This window comes from Isoptericola aurantiacus (assembly GCF_044769875.1).
GTDB classification, from domain to species: domain Bacteria; phylum Actinomycetota; class Actinomycetes; order Actinomycetales; family Cellulomonadaceae; genus Isoptericola; species Isoptericola aurantiacus.
On sequence record NZ_JBJBAE010000002.1, the window covers coordinates 525,548 to 545,630 of the forward strand.

A 20,083-nucleotide genomic window follows, 5' to 3' on the forward strand; every position below is an offset into this window, starting at 1 on the left:
GGCCGGGACGGCTCAGAGCCGCACGCCCAGCAGCGCGTCGACGGCCCGGGCCACCACGCCGGGCGCGCCCTCCTCGTCGTGGGTGGTGTCGCGTCCCGGTTCCAGGGACCGGTCGGCCCAGGCGTCCACGGCCGTGAGCGCCCGCGGGGCGTCCAGGTCGTCGGCCAGCGCGGCGCGCAGCTCGGCCAGGAGCGCCGTCACCGCCGGCCCACCGTTGCCGGAGACGGCGGCGCGCCAGTGCTCCAGCCGGGCCACGCCGGCGGCGAGCACGGCGTCGGTCCACTCCCACTCCGTGCGGTAGTGGTGGGCCAGCACGGCCAGCCGGACGGCCATGGGGTCGACGCCGTCCTGGCGCAGCGCGGAGACCAGCACGAGGTTGCCGCGGGACTTGCTCATCTTGTGCCCGGCGTAGGAGATCAGCCCGGCGTGCACGTGGGCACGCGGCGCGGCGTCGGGCCCGGCGAGCATCCGGCCGTGAGAGACGGACATCTCGTGGTGCGGGAAGACGAGGTCCGCTCCCCCGCCCTGGACGTCGAAGGGCAGCCCGATGCCGTCGCGCGCGATGACGGCGCACTCCACGTGCCACCCGGGACGGCCGGTCCCCAGAACGCCCGCCTCCCAGGTGGGCTCCCCGGGGCGTTCGCGCCGCCACAGCAGCGGGTCCAGGGGGTGCTTCTTGCCGTCGCGGTCGGGGTCGCCGCCCCGCTCGGCGAAGAGCTCCGCCATCGTGGCGTCGTCGAACCGGGACACGCTGCCGAAAGCCGGGTCGGCGGTCAGGTCGGCGTAGACGTCGCCGAGGTCGGGGTCGGCTCCGCCGGCTCCCGGCTCGACCGGGACGCGGTAGGCGGTGCCGTCGGCGAGCATCTGCGCGACGGCCTCGGCGATCGGACCCACGTGCTCGACGACGCCCGTCCACGGCTGCGGCGGCACGACCCCCAGCGCCGTCATGTCCTCGCGGAACAGCGCCGTCTGGGAGGCCGCGAGCTCGCGCCAGTCCTGGCCGGTCGCGGTGGCGCGCTCCAGCAGCGGGTCGTCGACGTCGGTGACGTTCGAGCAGTAGGTGACGTCCTTGCCGGCGTCGGTCCACGCCCGGTGCAGCAGGTCGAAGGCGAGGTAGGTCGCCGCGTGCCCGAGGTGGGTGGCGTCGTAGGGGGTGATGCCGCACACGTAGGTGCGCGCCGTCGTCCCCGGTGCGGCGTCGACGAGCCCACCGGTGGTGGTGTCGTGGACGCGGACCACGGGACGGTTCCCGTCGAGGGGTGCGGGCAGCTCGGGGATGCGCGGGGCGGGCCAGGAAAGCACGTGCCCAAGGCTACCGGTGGATCGCGACCGTCCTGACGCTCCGGTCATGCCCCGGCGCCGGGATCGGCCTCGAGGACGCCGGTCAGCAGCAGCACGACGACGACGGCGGCCAGGCCGTACCGGTAGTAGACGAACGGCTTGTAGGAGTACGTGGACACGATCTTCAGGAAGCCGATGAGCACGACGTACCCGAGCGCGAAGGCGACCACGGTGGCCACGAGCGTGGGCGCCCAGCCGGCCGAGCCCGGTGCCGGGTCCCCTCCGGCGGCCTTGGCCAGCTCGTAGAAACCGGAGCCGAGCACGGCGGGGACGGCGAGCAGGAACGAGTAGTCGGCGGCGGCCTTGCGGGTGAAGCCCATCGCCAGACCGGCGGTGATGGTGCCACCCGACCGGGAGACACCGGGGATGAGTGCGAGCGCCTGCGCGAACCCGTAGCCGAGCGCCCGCCGGGTGGTCATGTCCTCGACCTGCCGGGACCGTGCCCCGTACCGGTCGGCGAGGTCGAGAAGCACGCCGAAGATCACCAGGGTGACCACCGTGATCCACAGGTTGCGCAGCGTGGTCTCGATGGCGTCGTCGAACAGCACCCCGAGCACCACGATCGGCACCGACCCGATCACGATGTACCAGGCCATGCGGGCGTCGACGTCGTGCGCGCCGAAGCGGGCGCGGCGGTCCGTCCCGTGGTCCCCGCGCAGCGAGGTCCACCAGGCCACGCAGATGGTCCGGATCGTGCGGCGGTAGTAGAGCAGCACCGCGACCTCCGTGCCGATCTGCGTCACCGCGGTGAACAGCGCGCCGGGGTCGGCACCTCCGACCAGCTCCCCGACGATGCGCAGCTGCGCGCTGGAGGACACCGGCAAGAACTCGGTGAAACCTTGGACCAGGCCGAGGAGGATCGCTTCCCACGTACTCACGGGCGGCCACACTACCGGCGCTCGGGTGCGTCGCGGCGCGTGACCCGCCCGCGCCGAGGGTGCGCCGGTAGGGTTCGCGCATGGATCGACGGCAGGTGGGCACCTCCGGGTTGCGCGTGTCCGCGCTCGGACTCGGCACGATGACCTGGGGGCGGGACACCGACGCGGTCGACGCGGCCGAGATCCTGCGCACGTTCGCCGACGCCGGGGGCACGCTCGTCGACACGGCGGCGTCGTACGGCGACGGCGACGCCGAGCGCGTGCTGGGCGAACTCCTCGACGGCAAGGTCGCGCGCGACGACCTGGTGCTGTGCACCAAGGCCGGCGTGCGTCACGGCCCCGACGGGGCCCTCCGCGACGCCTCGCGCGGCGGCCTGCTCGGCGAGCTCGACGGTTCCCTGGAACGGCTCGGCACTGACCATGTCGACCTCTTCCTCGTCGCGTGCCCGGACCCGACGACGCCGCTGGAGGAGACGGTCTCCGCGCTGCGCCTGGCGGTCTCCTCCGGCCGGACGCGCTACGTGGGCCTGTCGAACTTCCCGGCCTGGGCCTCGGCGCGGGCGGCGACGCTCCTGGCGGCCGCCGACGGCGTCGGTCTGACGGCGCTGGAGCTCGAGTACTCGTTGCTGCAGCGTGGCGTGGAGCGGGAGGCGGTCCCGGCGGCCGAGGCGCTCGGGCTGGGCCTGCTCGCCTGGTCGCCGCTCGGGCGCGGCGTCCTGACCGGCAAGTACCGCAGGTCGGTGCCGGCGGACTCCCGTGCGGCGTCGGACCACCTGGCCGGGTTCGTCGCGCCGTACCTCGACGACGACGGCGCCGCCTCGGTGGTCGAGGCGGTGGCCACGGCCGCCGAGGGGCTCGGCCGCACACCGCTGGAGGTGGCCCTCGCCTGGCTGCTCGCGCGGCCGACCACGGCGTCCGCGCTGGTCGGCGCACGGACGCCGGCCCAGCTGCACGGCCCGGTCGCCGCGGCGGACCTCGACCTCCCGGCCGAGGTCCACGCCGCCCTGGACGACGTCTCGGGGATCTTCCTCGGCTACCCCGAACGCTGGTAGCGGCGACGGATCAGCGCACCCCGGCCCGGTCGTCGTCGTCGCTGTCCTCGTAGTCGTCGCCGTCGTCGTCTCCCTCGTCCCCGTCGTCGTCCTCGTCGTCGTCGAGGTAGAACGGCGTCACCTCGGTGTACACCTGGGCGAGGGAGTCCTCGTACACCTCGAAGGCGTCGGCGAGCACCTCGTAGGCGTCGTCGACGGCAGGGTCGTCGTCCCCTCGGCGGGAGGCCACGGCGTGGAAGTGGCCCTCGAGTGCGGCGACGAAGCGGTCCAACGCGGCGCGCGGGTCAGCGGTCATGCTCTGACGGTAGCGCCATGCGGGGCAGAATGGGCACACGAAAACGGCCGACGACCTTTCCGGAGGGCGACAGATGGCATCGAGCTGGCGCAAGCACGGGCAGTACGAGTACCGCGTGGTCACGATCGACCGGGGCACCTCCGTGCCGGATGCCCGCAAGATGCTCACCGACGAGGCCGAGTACGGCCGGTGGGAGCTGGCGCGCACGCGCCTGTACCTGGGAGGTGAGCGGCGCGTGTGGCTGCGGCGCAAGATCATCAAGGCCACCGCGACCTTCTGATGGCGTCGTTCCGCAAGGCGCGTCGTGACGCGCCGGAGGGGTTCTTCGCCACCGAGGCGGCGGGGCTGCGCTGGCTCGCCGTCGACGGCGGGCCGCGGGTCGTGCGCGTGCACGACGTCCAGGACCATCACCTCGATCTGGAACGTCTCGCGCCGGGCGAGCCCGCACCGCGGGCCGCCCGGGCGTTCGGACGGGCCCTGGCGAGGATGCACGACGCCGGCGCCCCGGCTTTCGGCGTGCTCCCACCGGGTGCGCGGCGTGGGTTCTTCGGCCCGCTGGACGACCCGTTGGAGATGGTCGCGGGCTCGTGGGACACCTGGCCCACCTTCTACGCCGAGGCACGCCTGCGCCCGGTCCTGCGGCAGGGGCGGGGGCGAGGCGTCTTCGACGACCGCGACGAGACCGCCGTGGAGGCGGTGTGCGAACGCCTGGTCGACCTGGCCGGTCCGGACGAGCCGCCCGCGCGCCTGCACGGCGACCTGTGGTCCGGGAACCTGCAGTGGACCGCCGGAGACGACGGCGGCAGCGAGGTGGTGCTCATCGACCCGGCGGCGCACGGCGGGCACCGCGAGACGGACCTGGCGATGCTGGCGCTGTTCGGCGCGCCGTACCTGGACGAGATCCTCGCCGGGTACGAGGACGCCCACCCGTCGGCCGCAGGGCGGCGCGACCGAGTGGGCCTGCACCAGCTGTACCCGCTGGCCGTGCACGCCGTGCTCTTCGGCGGCGGCTACGTCGAGCAGACGCGGCGCCTGCTGGCCGACCTGGCCGCCTGACCGGGCTCAGCAGGTCGCGAGCAGCCGGTCCAGCACGCGGGTGCCGAACCGCAGAGCGTCGGTGGGCACCCGCTCGTCCACGCCGTGGAACATCCCGGCGAAGTCGAGGTCGTTCGGCAGCCGCAGCGGGGCGAAGCCGTAGCCGGTGATGCCCAGACGCGCCAGCGACTTGTTGTCGGTGCCGCCCGAGAGCGTGTAGGGCAGCACCGCGGCCTGCGGGTCCTCGGCGTGCAGCGCGTCGACCATCGCGTCCACCAGGCCGCCCTCGAACGGCACCTCGAGGGAGCGGTCGGCGTGGATCGTCTCGACCCGCACCTGCGGGCCGGCGAGCTCCCCCAGCACCTCCATCGCCTCGGCCTCGTGGCCCGGCACGGTGCGCATGTCGAGCGTGGCCGACGCCGAGCCGGGGATGACGTTGGCCTTGTACCCCGCCTCGAGCCGGGTGGGGTTGGTGGTGTGCCGCACCGTGGCGCCGACGAACTTCGCCGCCGGTCCGAGCGCGTCCACGAGGGCGTCCACCTGGTCGGGGTCCGCGCCTCCCTGCGTGTCGAACGGCAGCCCCGTGAGGTCGGCGACGCCGCGGAGCAGCTTCTCGACGGTGGGTGTCAGGGTGTACGGCCAGGCGTGGGTGCCGATGCGCGCCACGGCGGCAGCGAGCTGGGTGACGGCGTTCTCGTGGTTGACCTGCGACCCGTGACCGGCCCGGCCGTCCGCGACGAGCCGCAGCCAGGCCAACCCCTTCTCGGCGGTCTGCACGAGGTAGGCGCGCCGCCCGCCGACGTCGACGGAGAAGCCGCCGACCTCGCTGATCGCCTCGGTGGCACCCGCGAAGAGCTCGGGCCGGTGGTCGACGAGCCAGCGGGCACCGAGCACTCCTCCGGCCTCCTCGTCGGCGAACATCCCGATGACGACGTCCCGCGCCGGCTTGCGCCCCTCGCGCGCCATCTGACGGACCACCGACAAGATCATGGCGTCCATGTCCTTCATGTCCACGGCCCCGCGTCCCCACAGGAGACCGTCGATCTCCTCGCCGGAGAACGGGTCGACGGACCAGTCCGCGGCGGCCGCCGGCACGACGTCCAGGTGGCCGTGCAGCACCAGAGCGTCCCGGGCGGGGTCGCTGCCCTCGATCCGCGCGACGACGGAGGCCCGGCCCGGCTCCGACTCGATCAGCTCGGGCTCGATCCCGACGTCGGACAGCAGTCCGGCGACGTACTCGGCGGCCTTGCGCTCGCCCGGCCCCTGGTTCTCCCCGTAGTTGGAGGTGTCGATCCGCAGCAGGTCCTGGCAGATGCCGACGACCTCGTCGGAGGCGGTGGGCAGGTTCTCGGGGCGCATGGCAGTCACGGGGACACCGTACCCAGGCCGGGGCGCGCCGGTGGTGGCCGGCGGTGGACGACGTGGCGGCCGAGGGCCCGCGCGTCGTCGGGCCGCGAAACGTTTAGGCCCTCGTGCTCGCCGCCGGGCTGCGGCAGCGTCGGCAGGGTCCGACATCGGGAGCAGAGGAGCTCGACATGCGAAGACTTGCAGCCTGGGCCGCCGCGGCGGTCCTCGGCGCGGCCGGACTGGTGGTGGCGGTCGACCCGCCCGCGGCCGACGCCCACGGCGCCGAGGTGTTCCCCGGCAGCCGGCAGTACTTCTGCTGGGTGGACGGGACCACCGCGTCCGGCGCCATCGACCCGCAGAACCCGGCGTGCGCCGACGCGGTCGCCGCCAGCGGGGTCACGTCGTTGTACAACTGGTTCGGCAACCTCGACTCGAACGGGGCGGGACGGACCGAGGGCTACATCCCCGACGGTCGCATCTGCGACGGCGGGGGCAACGGGCCGTACGACTTCTCGGCGTACAACGAGCCCCGCACCGACTGGCCGACGACGCACCTCACCGCCGGCGAGACCTACGAGTTCCAGCACAACAACTGGGCCCAGCACCCCGGCCGGTTCGACGTCTACGTCACCACCGAGGGGTTCGACCCGCTCCAGCCCCTGGGCTGGGACGACCTGAAGCTCGTCGACTCGGTGACCGACCCGCCCGACACCGGCGGGCCCGGGGGCACGAACTACTACTACTGGGACGTCACGCTGCCCGCGGACCGCACCGGCCGGCACATCGTGTTCACCCACTGGGTGCGTTCGGACAGCGCCGAGAACTTCTACAGCTGCTCGGACGTGGTGTTCGACGGCGGTGACGGCGAGGTCACCGGCCTCGGCGACACCGACCCCGATCCCGACCCGACGCCGTCACCCGACCCGGTGTGCCCCGACGAGGCGCCGGGAACCCCGGGAGACGTCATGGCCATGGACGTGACCGCCACCGGCACCCATCTGATGTGGGGCGTCGCGGAGTCGGGCTGCGTGACGGGCTACGACGTGATCGACCCCGGAACCGGCGCGGTGATCGTCGCGACCGACGGCGCGCCGATGGTGGACCTGACCGGGCTGGAGCCCGAGACCACGTACTCGGCCTCGGTGCGTGCGCGCAACGACAGCACCGGGGCGGTCTCGGCCACCACGGACGCGGTGTCGTTCACGACGCTCGCGGAGGACGGCGACCCTGACCCCGACCCGACCCCGGACCCGTCCGGGGCGTGCGAGGTGAGCTACGCGGCGTCGTCGTGGGGCGCGCAGCACCCCGGCTTCACCGCGTCGGTCACCGTGACCAACACCTCCGACGCCGCCGTCACCGACTGGACCGTGGCGTTCGACTACCCGGGGGGCCAGGTGGTCGACGTGCCCGGCTGGAGCGCCTCCGTCAGCCAGGACGGCACCGCCGTGACGGCCACGCATCCCGCGTGGTCGAGCGACGTGGCACCGGGGGCGTCGGTGACCTTCGGGTTCAACGGCGCCGCGGCGGTGGCTGGCGAGCACCCCGCGCCGACCGGCTTCACCCTGAACGGCTCGGCCTGCACGAGCTGACGCCCGTCCGGGTCGGCGAGCCGCACCGACGCGCCCCGCCCGGGTGCGTCGGTGCGGTCGCGCGTGCGTCAGTCTCGCGTTCCCCGGCGGTCCTCCGTCAGGCGGCCGTCCGAGTCCAGCACCAGCTCGACGTCGATACCCACCCGGTCCAGGAACGCCCGGTCGTGGCTGACCACCAACAGCGCACCGCGGTAGCCCTGCAGCGCCTCGACGAGGCGGTCGACGCTCGCGAGGTCGAGGTTGTTCGTCGGCTCGTCCAGCAGCAGGACCTGCGCGGGCGGGTCCGCCAGGAGCAGGCGTGCCAGGTGCACCCGGAAGCGCTCGCCACCGGAGAGCGACGAGAACGGACGGCTGACCCGCTCGCCGCGCACCAGGAACCGGGCCAACCGTCCCCGCAGCTCCCCCGGGGAGACCTCCGGGGCGCCGGCCCGGACGGCGTCCAGGACGGTCACGGCCCCGTCCGGGCCGTCCGCGTCCAGCCCTTCGAGGCGTTGCGGCAGGTAGCCCACCCGGTCGGTCAGGAGCTCTCCGGAGGCCGAGGACCCGGCCAGCAGCCGCCGCAGCAGCGTCGTCTTGCCGACGCCGTTGGGCCCGGTCAGCGCCACCCGCTCCGGGCCGGCCACGATCACCTCGCGCCCGTCGGTCCCCCGCAGCACCGCGATGCGGCGGCCGGCGGCCACGTCGGGGTCGGGCAGGTCGACGACGATCCGGTCGTCGTCGCGCACCGCCCGTCGCGCGGTCTCCACCGCGGCCCGGGCGGCGCTCTCCGCGTCCGCGGCGGCACCGCGGCGGGCACCCTGCGACTTCTGCGCGGCGTTGCGGCGGTCGTTCACGACCGCTGTGACGTACCGGCGGTTGGCGACGTCGGTGCGTCCCTGGCGCTCGGAGTGCGCGATGCGTTCCTCGGCCTTGATGCGCTCGCGGCGCTCGCGGCGCCACGTCTGCTCGGCGTCGCGGACGGCGCGCCGCGCGGCGTCCTGCCGGGCGGCCAACCACTGCTCGTAGGCGGCGAACGTACCGCCGAACGTCGTCAGGGACCCAGCGCTCAGCTCGGCGGTGGTGTCGACCCGCTCGAGCAGGTCGCGGTCGTGCGAGACGACGACCAGCGCGCCCCGCCAGGTGCGCACCAGCTCGCCGAGCCGCTCCCGGCCCTCGGCGTCCAGGTTGTTGGTGGGCTCGTCGAGCAGCGCGACGTCGGCGCCGCGCAGCCGCACGCCCGTGACGGCGGTGAGCATCGCCTCCCCGCCGGAGAGGGCGCCGACCCGCCGGTCGAGGACGCCGTCGGTGTGGGGCAGGCCGACCGCCGCGAGCGCGGCGACGGCCCGTTCCTCGACGTCCCAGGCGTCCCCGACCGCGTCGAAGAGCTCGGGGCGGACGTCGCCGTCGGTGATGGCGCGCACGGCGTCCAGGGCGGCACGCACCCCGAGCAGGTCCGCGACGGTGGAGCGGGCGTCATGGGTGAGGTGCTGGGGCAGGTGGTCGATGGTCCCGGCGACGGTGACGGTCCCCGAGGTCGGCGTCAGACCGCCGGCGATCAGCCGCAGCAGCGTGGACTTGCCCGTGCCGTTGTCCCCGACGAGGCCCGTCACACCGCGGGGGAAGGTCCCGGAGATCCCGGCGACCGGGGTGTCGCCGTCGGGCCAGGTGAAGGTGAGGTCGTGCAGGGTGACGGACGGCTGGGCAGGAGTGGAGGAGGTCATGGTGCTCCCGGGGGCGCGGCGGGTGCGCCGACGTCGTCCTCCACCGGGGGTGCACCGGTCCGGGTGCGGGTGGGGGTGTCAGCGCGAGGTCGCGGGACCGTGCACCGTGTCCGTCACCGCTGGATCCTTCCGTCCGCCCCTTCTCACACGCGGCCTGCCCGCAGGGACGCCGACCAGGCTGGCACACCGGCCCGAGGACCGGCAACGGATATGACGCAGCTCACGTGCGCACGCGCAGCCACTCCTCGAACGCCTCGCGGCTCGTGCGCCGCGGGACGTAGCCGAGCACCTCGCGCAACCGGGTGTTGTCCAGGACGGGGCGGTAGCGCAGGAACCCGACCCGTTCGGGTCCGTGCACGGTCAGGTGCAGCGCGCGTGCCACCCGCAGGACCGCTGCGAGCAGGCCCGCCGGGACATCGACCGTCCTCCTGCCGAGCCGGTCCGCGATGTCGCCCACGGTCATCGCCCCGTCACCGCACACGTTGAAGGCACCCGTCGCGGTCCCGGTCGCCCCGGCGACGATCGCCCCGGTGACGTCACCGACCCACGCGAAGACGAACGGGCTGTCCGACCCCCGCACCCGCAGCAGCCGCGGTGCGTCCCACAGGGCGGTGATCTGGTTGGCCACCCCGGGTCCGAGGATGGTGCCGATGCGCAGGATCACCTGCCCGAGGTCCGGATGCTCGGCGCGGTAGGTGGCCAGCATCTCCTCCACGAGGCGCTTGTGCCGCGAGTAGGTGAACTCGTCGTTGCCGCGCAGCGCGTCGGTCTCCCGCAGCGGCACGGGGTTGTCGGCGTGGTAGCCGTAGGCGGCGCCCGACGACGAGACCACGACGCGCCGCACGCCGGCGGCCACGCACGCGTCCAGCACGTTCCGCGTGCCGTCGACGTCGACCCTCCGCTCGGTGGCGGCGTCGAGCGTGCCGGGGTTCACGATGGCCGCCAGGTGCACCACGGTGTCGACGCGGTGCGCGGTCACGGCCGCGTGGACCGCCGCGGCGTCGGTGACGTCGAGCGTGACGGCGGTGACGCCGTCGGGCAGGGCCGGTGCGGGCCGCAGGTCGGCGCTGACGACCGCTGCGACGTCGTCGCGCGCCGCGAGCGCCGCCACGGCGTGGGAGCCGAGGAATCCCGACCCGCCGGTGACCAGGATGCGTCTCATGCCGCGGCCTCCTGCCGCGCGCGGGCGCGCGTCCGCCGCGCCCAGACGGTCGCGAGCGTCAGCCCGGCGATGATGTCCCAGATCCCCCACCAGCCGGCGACGACGGCCATCCCGCCGATCCCGCCGAAGAACGCGAAGACGAGGCCCAGGCCGAGGGCGGCGTTGCGGATGCCGACCTCGAACGTGACCGCCTTGAGCTCGCGGGTGCCGAGGCGTCCCGCCCGGCCGGCGAGGTAGCCCAGACCGAGCGCGGCGGCGTCGTGCAGGAACACGGCGAGCAGGACCACGCCGACGTAGGCGACGAACACGGAGAAGTTGCCGGCCAGCGCCGCGACGATGAACCCGACCAGCGCGACGAGGCTGAACCAGTGCACCGGCTTGTGCACGCGTGCCGCGACGGCGGGCCACCGCGAGCGCACCAGCAGCCCGACGGCGAAGGGCAGGCCGATGACGAGCAGGATGTCGAGCATCATGGAGCCCGGGTCGAGGCTGACGTCGGCGACGATGTCGCGCGCCGTGGGGTGCAGGCCGCCCCACAGCGCGATGTTGACCGGCATCGCCAGCAGGTAGATCGCGTTGCCCACGGCCGTGAGCGACACCGACAGCGCGACGTTCCCGCCCGCGCGGTAGGTGAGGATCTGCGAGACGTTCCCCGGCGGGCAGCAGGCCACCAGGATCATGCCGAGCGCGACCGAGGCCTGCACCCCGAGCAGAAGCGTGAGCCCGAAGGTGACCGCGGGCAGGAGCACGACCTGCGCCACGAGCGCGAGGACCGCCGCCCGCGGGGCGCGGCGCAGGGCCCGGAAGTCGGCCGGCGACGTGTCCAGCGCGATCCCGAGCATGATGAGCCCCAGCACCACGTCGAGCAGCACGAGCGATCCCGGCGAGAAGTCGACGGCGACGTCGTCGATGTTCATCGCGTCGTCCCGCTGCCGGCCGGAGCCAGCTCGTCGGCCAGCCGCCGCACGGTGCGCCGGTAGGCGTCCTTGTTGACGTAGTAGCTCATCCGCTCCAGGCCGAGGTAGCGGTACCCACCGGTCAGGTCGGGCCAGGGTTCGACGGCGCGACGGCGGAACCGGGCCGCGCGGTCGCGTGCGGCGGTGTCCCCGGCCTCGCCCGCGGCGTCGGCGGCGAGGTAGCGGGCCACGAGCTCGGCCTGCTCGGCGCGTCCCTGCCAGCCGATGCCGGAGGCCTCGAGCATGCCGACCACGAACAGGCCGTTGAACGACGCCGGGACGATGTTGCAGTACAGCGCCGGTGCGCCGCCGGAGCCCGGACCCGCCCACGCGAGGTGGGCGGGGTCCACGAACGGGTAGTCGAGCCGGTACCCGGTGGCCAGCAGCACCAGGTCGTACTCCCCGGAGGTGCCGTCCACGAAGTGCACCGTGCCGCCGTCGAAGCGGCGGACGTCCCGGCGCACCCGTAGGTCGCCCTGCCCGGCGTGCTGCAGCACCAGGGAGTTCACCACGGGATGGGACTCGTAGATCTTGTGGTCCGGCGCGGGGAACCCGAAGCGCTGCGGGTCACCGTTCAGCGCCGTCAGCACGCGCGAGTCGACGGCCTGCTTGATCCGCGCCGGCAGCGGACGCCCCTGGTTGAGCGTGTCGGTGGGGCGACCCAGCAGGTACCGCGGCACGAACCAGTAGCCGCGCCGCACCGACAGGTCGACCGTCGTGGCCCGGTGCACGGCGTCGACGGCGATGTCGCAGCCGGAGTTGCCCCCGCCCACCACGAGCACCCGCTTGCCGGCGAACACGTCGGCGCTGCGGTACTCGCTGGAGTGCAGCAGCTCGCCGGTGAACTCGCCGTCGAACCGCGGCACGTTCGGCTCGGCGAGCGTGCCGTTGGCGACGACGACGTGGCTGTACCGGTCCACGGTGGTGGCGCCGTCGGGCCCGCTGGCGTGCACGTCCCAACCGCGAGCGCCGGTCGTGTCGCCGTCGACCGGCTCGACGGCGGACACCGCCGTGCCGAAGCGGTAGCGGCGCCGCAGGTCGAAGGTGTCGGCGTAGGTGCGGAAGTACCGCAGCAGCTCGCGATGGCTCGGGTAGTCGACGCCCGTGTCCATCGCCAGCTCGGAGAACTCGGTGGTGGTGCGCGAGGAGATGAGGTGGGCCGACTCGTAGACGGTCGAGCGGGGGTTGTCGATGTCCCACAGGCCGCCCACGTCGCCGTGCGCCTCGTAGCCCACGACCTCCAGTCCGTGCCGGTCCAGGGCGCGGACGGTGGCCAGACCTGACGGTCCCGCCCCGATCACCGCGACTCTGCGTTCGAGCGTCATCGTCTCTGCTCCTGCCCTCTCACCGCGCCGGGTACGCGCGGACCGCAGGGAGTGTAGGCGCCCGGTGCGCCGACCGGTCTCAGCAGATGTCCAGCCTTCTCCCGGGTTCAGGGTGCGGGCGCCTCGGCGGGCCACGGCTCGGACGGCTCGCGCGGGTCGCCGGGCAGCAGGGAGCCGACCCAGTCGTCGCGCAGCACGCCGCGCTGGGAACCGTGCCGCCGCATCGTCCCCTCGAAGCGGAACCCGAGCTTCCACGCCACCCGGCGCGAACCCCAGTTGCCGACGAACGCGAGCCACTGAAGCCGCACGAGCCCGAGGCCGTCGGGGTCCAGGGCCCAGTCCGCCACCAACCGGCCCGCCGCCGTCGTCAGACCCTGGCCCCGGGCTTCCGGGGCCGTCCAGTAGCCGATCTCCCCGGCCCGCTCGGCGCCGGGTACCGACGGAGCACAGGACACACCCATCATGCCGAGCACGGGACCGTCGACCTGACCGGCCGGGCGCACCGCCCAGGTGTGGTCCGTGCCGTCCGCCCAGCCCCGCGGCACGAACCCGGTGACGAACTGCTCGGCGTCGGAGCGGGTGTACGGGGCGGGCACCGTGGTCCACTCCGCGACGGCGGGATCCGCGCACGCCGCGGCGATCCGGTCGATGTCGGCCGTGGTCGGGGCGGACAGGGTGACGCGCGCACTGCGCAGGACGAACGGTTCCATGGCCGGATCCTGCCACCGAACCGCACGGGCGTCAGGCGCTTTCTGCGCGTTCCTCCGTGGTACCCCCGTCCGACGCCCCCGCGACGTCCTCCTCCTCCGGCCCGTGCTCGTCGGGCGGCGACGGGCTCGCTCCGGAGTCCGGTGGCAGGGGCACCGGCCGGTCGCCCCGCAACGTCGAGAACACCGTCCAGACGACGGCCACCAGCGGCACGGCGACCACGGCGCCGAGGATCCCGGCGAGCACCGTCCCGGCGAACACGGCGACGGCGACGACGACCGGGTGCAACGAGACCTGCTTGCCCATGATGAGCGGCTGCAGGACGTGACCCTCGAGCTGCCCGATCGCCGCGATGCCCAGGGTGACGATCAGCGCCGTGACGAACCCCTGGGCCGCGAGCGCCACCACGGCGGCGATGATCATCGCCAGGGGCGCACCGATGAGCGGGATGAACGCGCCGATGAGGACGAGCACCGCCAGCGGGGCGGCCAGCGGCACGCCGAGGATCTGCAGCAGGACGAACGCCAGGACACCGTCGATGAACGCGATGATGACGGTGCCGCGGGCGAATCCGGAGAACGTGTACCAGCCGGCGCCGCCGGCCTCGCGCCACCGGTGGCGGAACCGTGCGGGCATCTGGTGCAGGAACCAGCTCCACATCCGGTCGCCGGAGTTGACGAAGAACACCGTCAGGAAGAGGGCGAGGGCGATGACCAGGAGGGCCTCGAACACCGAGCCCGCCCGCTCGGCGGCCTGCCCCGCCAGGCTCTCCGCGTTGTCGGACACCCACTGCCCACCGGTGGCGAGCCACTCGTCGATCTGGTCGCTGGTGACGGACAGGCCGAACGGCAGGTCCCGCAGGAAGTTCAGGATCTGCTGCACGCCCGTGTCGAACTGCCCGGCGAGCTCGGTCCACTGCCCCGCCACCGAGGCGACCACGTAGGTCAGCAGGCCACCGAACACCACGACGCCGGTCAGCAGCGCCAGGGTGGTGGCCAACGGCCGGGGCATGACCCTGTCGTACAGGTCGGCCAGCGGGCGGAAGACCGAGGTGATCACCAGCGCCAGGAAGAACGCGACGAAGACCAGCTGGATCTGCGCCGTGGCGTACACCACGAGAGCGACCACCACGACCACCGCGATCATGCGCCACGACCAGCCCGCCGTCGTGCGCAGCCACTGCGGGACGTTCTCCTGCACCTGGGCCACCGGGGCTCCCTCCGCCGTCGGGTGGTGCCAGTGTCTGCCCGTGGGTGCCTCAGTGCACGGAGAACCCGCCGTCGACGTGGATCGACTGCCCGGTGACGTACCCGGACGCGGCGCCCGCCAGGAAGACCGCGGCGCCGGCGAAGTCGGCCGGGACGCCGTTGCGCCCGACCAGGGTGCGGTCGGCCAGCGCCGCCACCCGCGCCGGGTCGCCCTGGAGGCGCTCGTTGAGAGGAGTCAGGACGAACCCCGGGACCAGGGTGTTCGCCGTCACGCCGTACGGCGACCAGGCCTCGGCCTGCGAGCGCGCCAAGGACTCCAGGCCGCCCTTGGACACGCCGTAGACGCCGCTGGTGACGAAGGCGCGGTGGGCCTGCTGGGAGCTGACGTGGATCAGCCGCCCGTAGCCGCGCTCGGCCATGCCGGGGCCGAAGCGCTGGCCGAGCCAGAACGGCGCCTCCAGGTTGACGGCCATGGTCGCGTCCCAGACCGCCTCGTCGATCTCGCCCATCGGCGGACGCAGGTTGATCCCGGCGCTGGACACGACGACGTCGGGCTCACCGAACGGTTCGACCACGGCGTCGGCCACCGCGTGCACCCCGGCCCGGGTGGACAGGTCTCCCTGGACGGCAGCGGCGGTGGCGCCGAAGGACTCGAGCTCGGCCACGGTGGCGTGCAGCGCCTGCCGCCCCCGGGCGACGACGACGACGGCGGCGCCCGCACGGGCCAGAGCGGTGGCGATCCCGCGGCCGATGCCGGAGCTTCCCCCGGTGACGACCGCCGTGCGGCCGGACAGGGAGAAGAGCTCTTCCAGGTAGGTCACGTCCGCAGGGTATCCGCGACGGCGGCCGAGGCCGACAGCAGTCCCCACCTGCTCCCTGTTCCTTCGGCGAGACCCGCAACAACTAGGAGGTGCGCCCTGCGGACTGTCGCACCGACGAGACGTGAGGGCGTGGTGGAATCAGCAGGAGCACACCGAGCACCACGGCGACCCCGAGGACGACGGTCTGCGCGACGGCGTCGGACGTCGACATGTGCCCGAGGTGCGTGACGTGGTAGGCGAAGTGCAGGATGCCGAAGACTGTCCAGGCGACCCCCAGCAGTCGGAAGCCGACGCGCGTGCGCCAGACCACACCCGCGACGCTGGCGGCTCCGAGCGCAAGGTACATGGCGCCGTGGTCGCGCACGAGGTGCTCGTTGTAGGGGCCGTCCTGGGACACCCATTCGCCGAGCACCGACGGGAAGTGATCGAAGAACTCCTGCGGGAGCGCATACGACCAGACCCCGACGACGGCGGCGATCACGATGCTCGCGCCGAGGGCGGCCGTCTGCCACCACCCCACCTCGTCGGGCGATGACGTGCGTGGTGGGGCGGCTTGCGGTTCGGCGGTCATGCGCTGCTCCTTCAGGCTGTGGGAGGCTGACGAGGCCGAGACACCGGCCCCGGCATCGCCCTCGACAGGAACGACGACGCGGCGGGGCGGAACGTGAGGGCCCGAGCCGTTCAGCGCCAGCTGGTGAGCTTGTCGGGGTTGCGCACGAGCCACACGTCCGAGACCCGGTCGGCGCGCACGCCCAGCACCATGACGGTGTCGACCACGCCGTGCTCGCTGACGACGAACCCGAGCCCGTCGGCCGTCCGGATCGGGTCCACCCGCGCCTCGGGGCGCCGGGTGAGGACGCCCAGGACGAAGCGTGCGACGTTGTCGGGTCCACGCACCGGGCGGCGGGCGGCACTGACCTTGCCCCCGCCGTCCGAGGTCAGCGTGACCCCCGGGTCGAGGAGCGCCACCAACGCGTCGAGATCGCCTGCCCCGGTCGCCGCGGCGAACGCCGTCGCGACGGCGTCGTGGCGTTCGCGAGTTGCGGCACCATCCGTCCGGGTACGGACCTTGCGACGGGCGGAGGACGCCAGCTGGCGCGACGCCTCCACCGACCGTCCCAGCGTCTCGGCGATCTGCGCGAACGGCAGCTCGAACACGTCGTGCAGCACGAAGGCCACGCGCTCGGCGGGGGTGAGGGTGTCGAGCACGACCTGCAGCGCCATGCTCACCGAGTCGTCGATGGTGACGCGGTCGAGCGGATCCGTCACCTCCGCCCCGTCGGCGTGCGCGGTCACGGGTTCGGGGAGCCACGGCCCCACGTAGGTCTCACGCCGTGCGCGGGCCGACCCCAGCATGTCGAGGCAGATGCGTGACGTCACACGCATCATCCATGCGCCCGGGTTGTCGATCGCGGTGCGCTGGGCGTCGCTGAGGCGCACCCAACGCACGAACGCGTCCTGCACCGCGTCGTCGGCGTCGCTGAGACCACCGAGCATGCGGTAGGCGAGCCCCCGCAGCGCCGGGCGCTCGGCCTCGAGTGCTGCGGCCACGGCGTCGTCCCTCACGGCCCCGCTCCCTCCTTCGTCACTCGGTCGTCTCCCCCGGTCGTGCCCCGAAGGCGCCGGCGAGTCGTCGACCCCGGCAGCAGCATGCCGGAGGCCGTCGTCGGACGCGACGCCGACTGGATCGGTGCGCTGGGCTCGGCGCGGTCACCGACGTGCACCGAGCTCACGAGCGCCGCAGCAGGCGGTGCGACAGCGTCCAGAGGCGGTCCGCACCATCGGGGTCGAGCGCGTACCGCGCAGCGCTCCGACCGATGTCCTCGGGTGCGGCAGGACGCGCGTCCACGATCTCGGCCTCGACGTTGTCGGCGAAGTACCGGCCCCCGACGCCGTGCAGGAGCGGCGAGACAGCGGCGAAGACGCTCGCCGACGCCCCCTGCTGCACCGTCTTCCGCAGGTGGGTCGGGGTAGCCAGCGACCCGCCCACGTGACGCTGCAACCTGGTCGCGATCGCGCCAGGGTCGACCGCGTTGGCGACGATGCCGTCACCTGCCCACCGCTGGGTGATCGCCACGGCGAACAGCGCCTCGGCCGTCTTCGACTGCGCGTACGCCGCGAGCGGGTCGTAGGGCCGGAACCGGAAGTCGACGTCGTCGAACACCACAGGGCTGAACAGGTGCCCCGACGAGCTCACCATCACGACGCGGGCACCGTCCGACGCCGAGGCGAGCGCCCCGTGCAGGCGCGTCGTCAGGTCGACGTGCCCGAGGTGGTTCGTCGCGAACTGCATCTCCCTGCCGTGTGCATCGCGCGTGAGGTCGGGGAGTCGCATGACCCCGGCGTTGTTGATCAGCAGGTCGAGCGGCCCGTCCCAGGCATCGGCGAACTGCGCGACGGACGTCCGATCAGTCAGGTCGAGCGCGGCGGCGTGCACGCGCCGAACGTCGCTGTGAGCACCGATCTGCGCGGCGACGACGGCTGCTGCGTCCGGCCGGCGGGCGGCGATCGTCACCTCGGCACCGCGCTCGGCGAGGACGCGTGCGGTCTCGGCGCCGATTCCCGACGACGCTCCGGTGACGACGGCGCGCTTGCCGGTGAGGTCGACGCCCTCGCTGACGTCCTCGGCGGTGTGGTGGCGGCCGAACGGGCTCTTGACGGGTGAAGTCATCCAGTTTCTCCTCTCTTCTGCACGACGACGCGGCAGTCGTCATCGTGAGGCTCACGTCCGCTGCGGCTGTGTCGTCGGTCCAGCAGAGGCCCGCCGGGGCGTCCTGAGGAGAGAGGGATCACATGAGAGTCGCTATCGCCGGAGGTACTGGACTCATGGGCGGTCTCGTCGTCGACGAAGCCGAAGCCCGTGGGCACGAGGTCGTGGTGCTGGCGCGTTCGCGGGGCATCGACCTGACCACGGGCAGTGGTCTGGACGCCGCGCTGCGCGGGACGCAGGCCGTCGTCGACGTGACGAACGTGGGAACGATGAAGGCGAGCATCTCGACAGAGTTCTTCGAGACGACGACGCGGGTCCTGCTCGCGGGCGAGGAACGGGCCGGCCTCGAGAGGCATGTCACCCTGTCGATCGTCGGCGTCGACCGTGCGCCGTTCGACTACTACGCCGGCAAGCGGGCGCAGGAGCTCGTGATCGAGTCTGCCCCGGCACCGTGGACGATTCTCCGGGCGACACAGTTCCACGAGTTCGCAGGCCAGGTCTATGCCACGGCCGCGGCCGGGCCGCTGCACCTCGCGCCGAAGATGCGCACCCAGCCGATCGCGGCACGCGAGGTGGCCTCGCGACTCGTGGACCTCGCGGAGTCGCCGGCGCGCCGTGGCTACGTCGAGCTCGCCGGGCCCCGCGAGGAGTCGCTCGTCGACATGGTGCGCCGGTGGGCACGCGCCTGCGGGCACCGCGGGTGGATCCCCGCCGTCCCGTTGCCCGGTCCGCTGGGGAAGGCTCAGCGTGACGGGACGCTGCTGGCCGGCGACGGGGCCGAGATCGGCTCGGAGACGTTCGACGACTGGCTGAGGCGCACGACTGGCTGAGGCGCACGGACGACCGGCCCGGGGGGCCCTCGCACCGCGACCCGGAGGGGCCGGCACGTCCTCGACGTGCCGGCCCCTCCGTTCGAGAAGGTGCGCGGAGCCTGCGGCGGTCCCCGGCGTGCGACCCTGCACGCTCAGCGGGTACCGAGGGCCTCGCGCAGCGTCCCGATGGCCTGGGCGACGGCACCGGACGCGGCAGCGGTGGTGCGCAGCGGATTCAGCATCATGAAGTCGTGCAGGATGTTGTTGTAGCGCACGCTGGTGACGCGCACCCCGGCCTCGGCGAGCCGCCGAGCGTAGGCCTCGCCCTCGTCACGCAGGACGTCGTTCTCGTCGACGACGACCAGGGCGGGCGGGAGCCCCGCGAGGTCGGCCTGGGTCGCGCGCAACGGCGAAGCGGTGACGTCGGAGCGGGCGTCGACGTCGGGCAGGTAGCAGTCCCAGAACCACGCCATGCTCTTGGCGGAGAGGAACGGCCCCTCGGCGAACTCACGGTACGAGGCCGTGTCCTGACCCGCGTCGGTCACCGGGTAGTACAGCGACTGGTGCAGGAAGCGCACATCCCCACGGCGCTTGGCGAGGATCGCGAGCACAGCGGCCATGTTGCCGCCGACGGAGTCGCCGGCAACCGCCAGACGGGAGGCGTCGAGGCCGTACCGCGCCCCGGCGGTGGTGACCCATCGGGCGACGGCGTAGCCCTGTTCGACGGCCACCGGGTGCCGGGCTTCGGGCGACCGGTCGTACTCGACGAAGACGACGGCCGCGCCGGCGCCCACGGCGAGTTCGCGCACGAGTCGATCGTGGGTGCCGGCGTTGCCGAGGACCCAACCGCCGCCGTGCATGTACAGCACCACGGGCAGGCCCCCGGTCGAACCGACGGGCCGGACGATCCGCGCGCGAACGTTTCCGACCGCAGCCGGGACGGTGACCCATTCCTCGTCGACGTCCTGCAGGTCGACGGGCTCGGCCTGGACGTCGTCGAGGACCTTGCGGGCCTTCTCGGGTCCCAGCTCGTAGAGGAACGGCGGAGAGGCCGTCGCCTCGGCGAACTTCTGCGCTTCCGGTTCGAGGACGTGCTGCGACATGCTGGTGCTCCTTGTGGTGAGTGGTCGGCCCGGTTGGGCCG

At 73.4% G+C, this 20,083-nt stretch carries 20 protein-coding genes; 5 read left to right on the forward strand and 15 right to left on the reverse strand.

Features of this window, described 5'->3' with window-relative positions; translation table 11 throughout:
- Positions 1-12 precede the first annotated feature (12 nt).
- Positions 13-1,302 carry a cysteine--1-D-myo-inosityl 2-amino-2-deoxy-alpha-D-glucopyranoside ligase gene (gene mshC / locus ACIQLL_RS09415; protein WP_402465931.1) on the reverse strand — a complete coding sequence of 430 codons (1,290 nt, stop codon included), beginning with the start codon at positions 1,300-1,302 and terminating at the stop codon, positions 13-15.
- Between the two features lie 44 nt (positions 1,303-1,346).
- Entirely contained in the window at positions 1,347-2,219 is an 873-nt protein-coding gene (gene uppP, locus ACIQLL_RS09420) for an undecaprenyl-diphosphatase UppP (protein ID WP_402465933.1), read from the reverse strand.
- A gap of 80 nt (positions 2,220-2,299) precedes the next feature.
- Here uppP and ACIQLL_RS09425 point away from each other — a divergent pair, with 80 nt between their 5' ends.
- Positions 2,300-3,271, forward strand: a complete 972-nt coding sequence (locus ACIQLL_RS09425) for an aldo/keto reductase (protein WP_402465936.1) — start codon at positions 2,300-2,302, stop codon at positions 3,269-3,271.
- A gap of 10 nt (positions 3,272-3,281) precedes the next feature.
- Here the strand turns inward: ACIQLL_RS09425 and ACIQLL_RS09430 are convergent, their stop codons facing one another.
- Entirely contained in the window at positions 3,282-3,566 is a 285-nt protein-coding gene (locus ACIQLL_RS09430) for a primosomal protein (RefSeq protein WP_402465938.1), read from the reverse strand.
- 73 nt (positions 3,567-3,639) lie between these two features.
- On the opposite strand from ACIQLL_RS09430, the gene ACIQLL_RS09435 reads away from it, so the two are divergent.
- Both ACIQLL_RS09435 and ACIQLL_RS09440 read left to right on the forward strand, forming a co-directional pair.
- On the forward strand, positions 3,640-3,846 hold the full coding sequence (locus ACIQLL_RS09435; protein ID WP_402465940.1) for a DUF5703 family protein: 207 nt from the start codon (positions 3,640-3,642) through the stop codon (positions 3,844-3,846).
- Positions 3,846-4,622, forward strand: a complete 777-nt coding sequence (locus ACIQLL_RS09440) for a fructosamine kinase family protein (protein WP_402465942.1) — start codon at positions 3,846-3,848, stop codon at positions 4,620-4,622. Before ACIQLL_RS09435 ends, ACIQLL_RS09440 begins: the two co-directional genes overlap by 1 nt.
- A 6-nt stretch (positions 4,623-4,628) precedes the next feature.
- On the opposite strand, the gene ACIQLL_RS09445 is transcribed toward ACIQLL_RS09440, so the two are convergent.
- Positions 4,629-5,960, reverse strand: a complete 1,332-nt coding sequence (locus ACIQLL_RS09445) for a M20/M25/M40 family metallo-hydrolase (RefSeq protein ID WP_402466296.1) — start codon at positions 5,958-5,960, stop codon at positions 4,629-4,631.
- A gap of 176 nt (positions 5,961-6,136) precedes the next feature.
- On the opposite strand from ACIQLL_RS09445, the gene ACIQLL_RS09450 reads away from it, so the two are divergent.
- Positions 6,137-7,537, forward strand: coding sequence for a lytic polysaccharide monooxygenase (locus tag ACIQLL_RS09450; RefSeq protein ID WP_402465944.1), 1,401 nt, complete (start codon positions 6,137-6,139; stop codon positions 7,535-7,537).
- A gap of 68 nt (positions 7,538-7,605) precedes the next feature.
- Here ACIQLL_RS09450 and ACIQLL_RS09455 read toward each other — a convergent pair whose 3' ends face one another.
- From ACIQLL_RS09455 to ACIQLL_RS09500, 10 genes are all read right to left on the reverse strand, one after another.
- Complete coding sequence (locus tag ACIQLL_RS09455) at positions 7,606-9,237, reverse strand: ABC-F family ATP-binding cassette domain-containing protein (RefSeq protein ID WP_402465946.1); 1,632 nt, start codon at positions 9,235-9,237, stop codon at positions 7,606-7,608.
- 220 nt (positions 9,238-9,457) lie between these two features.
- On the reverse strand, positions 9,458-10,399 hold the full coding sequence (locus ACIQLL_RS09460) for an NAD-dependent epimerase/dehydratase family protein (protein ID WP_402465949.1): 942 nt from the start codon (positions 10,397-10,399) through the stop codon (positions 9,458-9,460).
- A complete protein-coding gene (locus ACIQLL_RS09465; protein ID WP_402465952.1) occupies positions 10,396-11,316 on the reverse strand; it encodes a bile acid:sodium symporter family protein in 921 nt (306 codons plus the stop codon). The genes ACIQLL_RS09460 and ACIQLL_RS09465 overlap by 4 nt, the downstream gene beginning before the upstream one ends.
- Entirely contained in the window at positions 11,313-12,680 is a 1,368-nt protein-coding gene (locus ACIQLL_RS09470; RefSeq protein WP_402465953.1) for a flavin-containing monooxygenase, read from the reverse strand. The genes ACIQLL_RS09465 and ACIQLL_RS09470 overlap by 4 nt, the downstream gene beginning before the upstream one ends.
- A 107-nt stretch (positions 12,681-12,787) precedes the next feature.
- Entirely contained in the window at positions 12,788-13,390 is a 603-nt protein-coding gene (locus tag ACIQLL_RS09475; protein WP_402465956.1) for a GNAT family N-acetyltransferase, read from the reverse strand.
- A gap of 31 nt (positions 13,391-13,421) precedes the next feature.
- Positions 13,422-14,597: an AI-2E family transporter gene (locus tag ACIQLL_RS09480; protein WP_402465958.1), complete on the reverse strand. Its 1,176-nt coding sequence runs from the start codon at positions 14,595-14,597 to the stop codon at positions 13,422-13,424.
- 49 nt (positions 14,598-14,646) lie between these two features.
- The gene (locus ACIQLL_RS09485) at positions 14,647-15,417 is read right to left on the reverse strand and encodes an SDR family NAD(P)-dependent oxidoreductase (protein WP_402465960.1); all 771 of its coding nucleotides are present in this window, start codon (positions 15,415-15,417) and stop codon (positions 14,647-14,649) included.
- An 82-nt stretch (positions 15,418-15,499) separates the two neighbouring features.
- Positions 15,500-15,988, reverse strand: a complete 489-nt coding sequence (locus ACIQLL_RS09490; RefSeq protein WP_402465962.1) for a hypothetical protein — start codon at positions 15,986-15,988, stop codon at positions 15,500-15,502.
- A 110-nt stretch (positions 15,989-16,098) separates the two neighbouring features.
- A complete protein-coding gene (gene sigJ / locus ACIQLL_RS09495; RefSeq protein ID WP_402465963.1) occupies positions 16,099-16,983 on the reverse strand; it encodes an RNA polymerase sigma factor SigJ in 885 nt (294 codons plus the stop codon).
- Between the two features lie 163 nt (positions 16,984-17,146).
- Positions 17,147-18,088 carry an SDR family NAD(P)-dependent oxidoreductase gene (locus tag ACIQLL_RS09500; protein WP_402465966.1) on the reverse strand — a complete coding sequence of 314 codons (942 nt, stop codon included), beginning with the start codon at positions 18,086-18,088 and terminating at the stop codon, positions 17,147-17,149.
- 122 nt (positions 18,089-18,210) lie between these two features.
- On the opposite strand from ACIQLL_RS09500, the gene ACIQLL_RS09505 reads away from it, so the two are divergent.
- Positions 18,211-18,957 carry an SDR family oxidoreductase gene (locus ACIQLL_RS09505; RefSeq protein ID WP_402465969.1) on the forward strand — a complete coding sequence of 249 codons (747 nt, stop codon included), beginning with the start codon at positions 18,211-18,213 and terminating at the stop codon, positions 18,955-18,957.
- A 134-nt stretch (positions 18,958-19,091) separates the two neighbouring features.
- Here ACIQLL_RS09505 and ACIQLL_RS09510 read toward each other — a convergent pair whose 3' ends face one another.
- Positions 19,092-20,042: an alpha/beta hydrolase gene (locus tag ACIQLL_RS09510; protein ID WP_402465971.1), complete on the reverse strand. Its 951-nt coding sequence runs from the start codon at positions 20,040-20,042 to the stop codon at positions 19,092-19,094.
- Positions 20,043-20,083 lie beyond the last annotated feature (41 nt).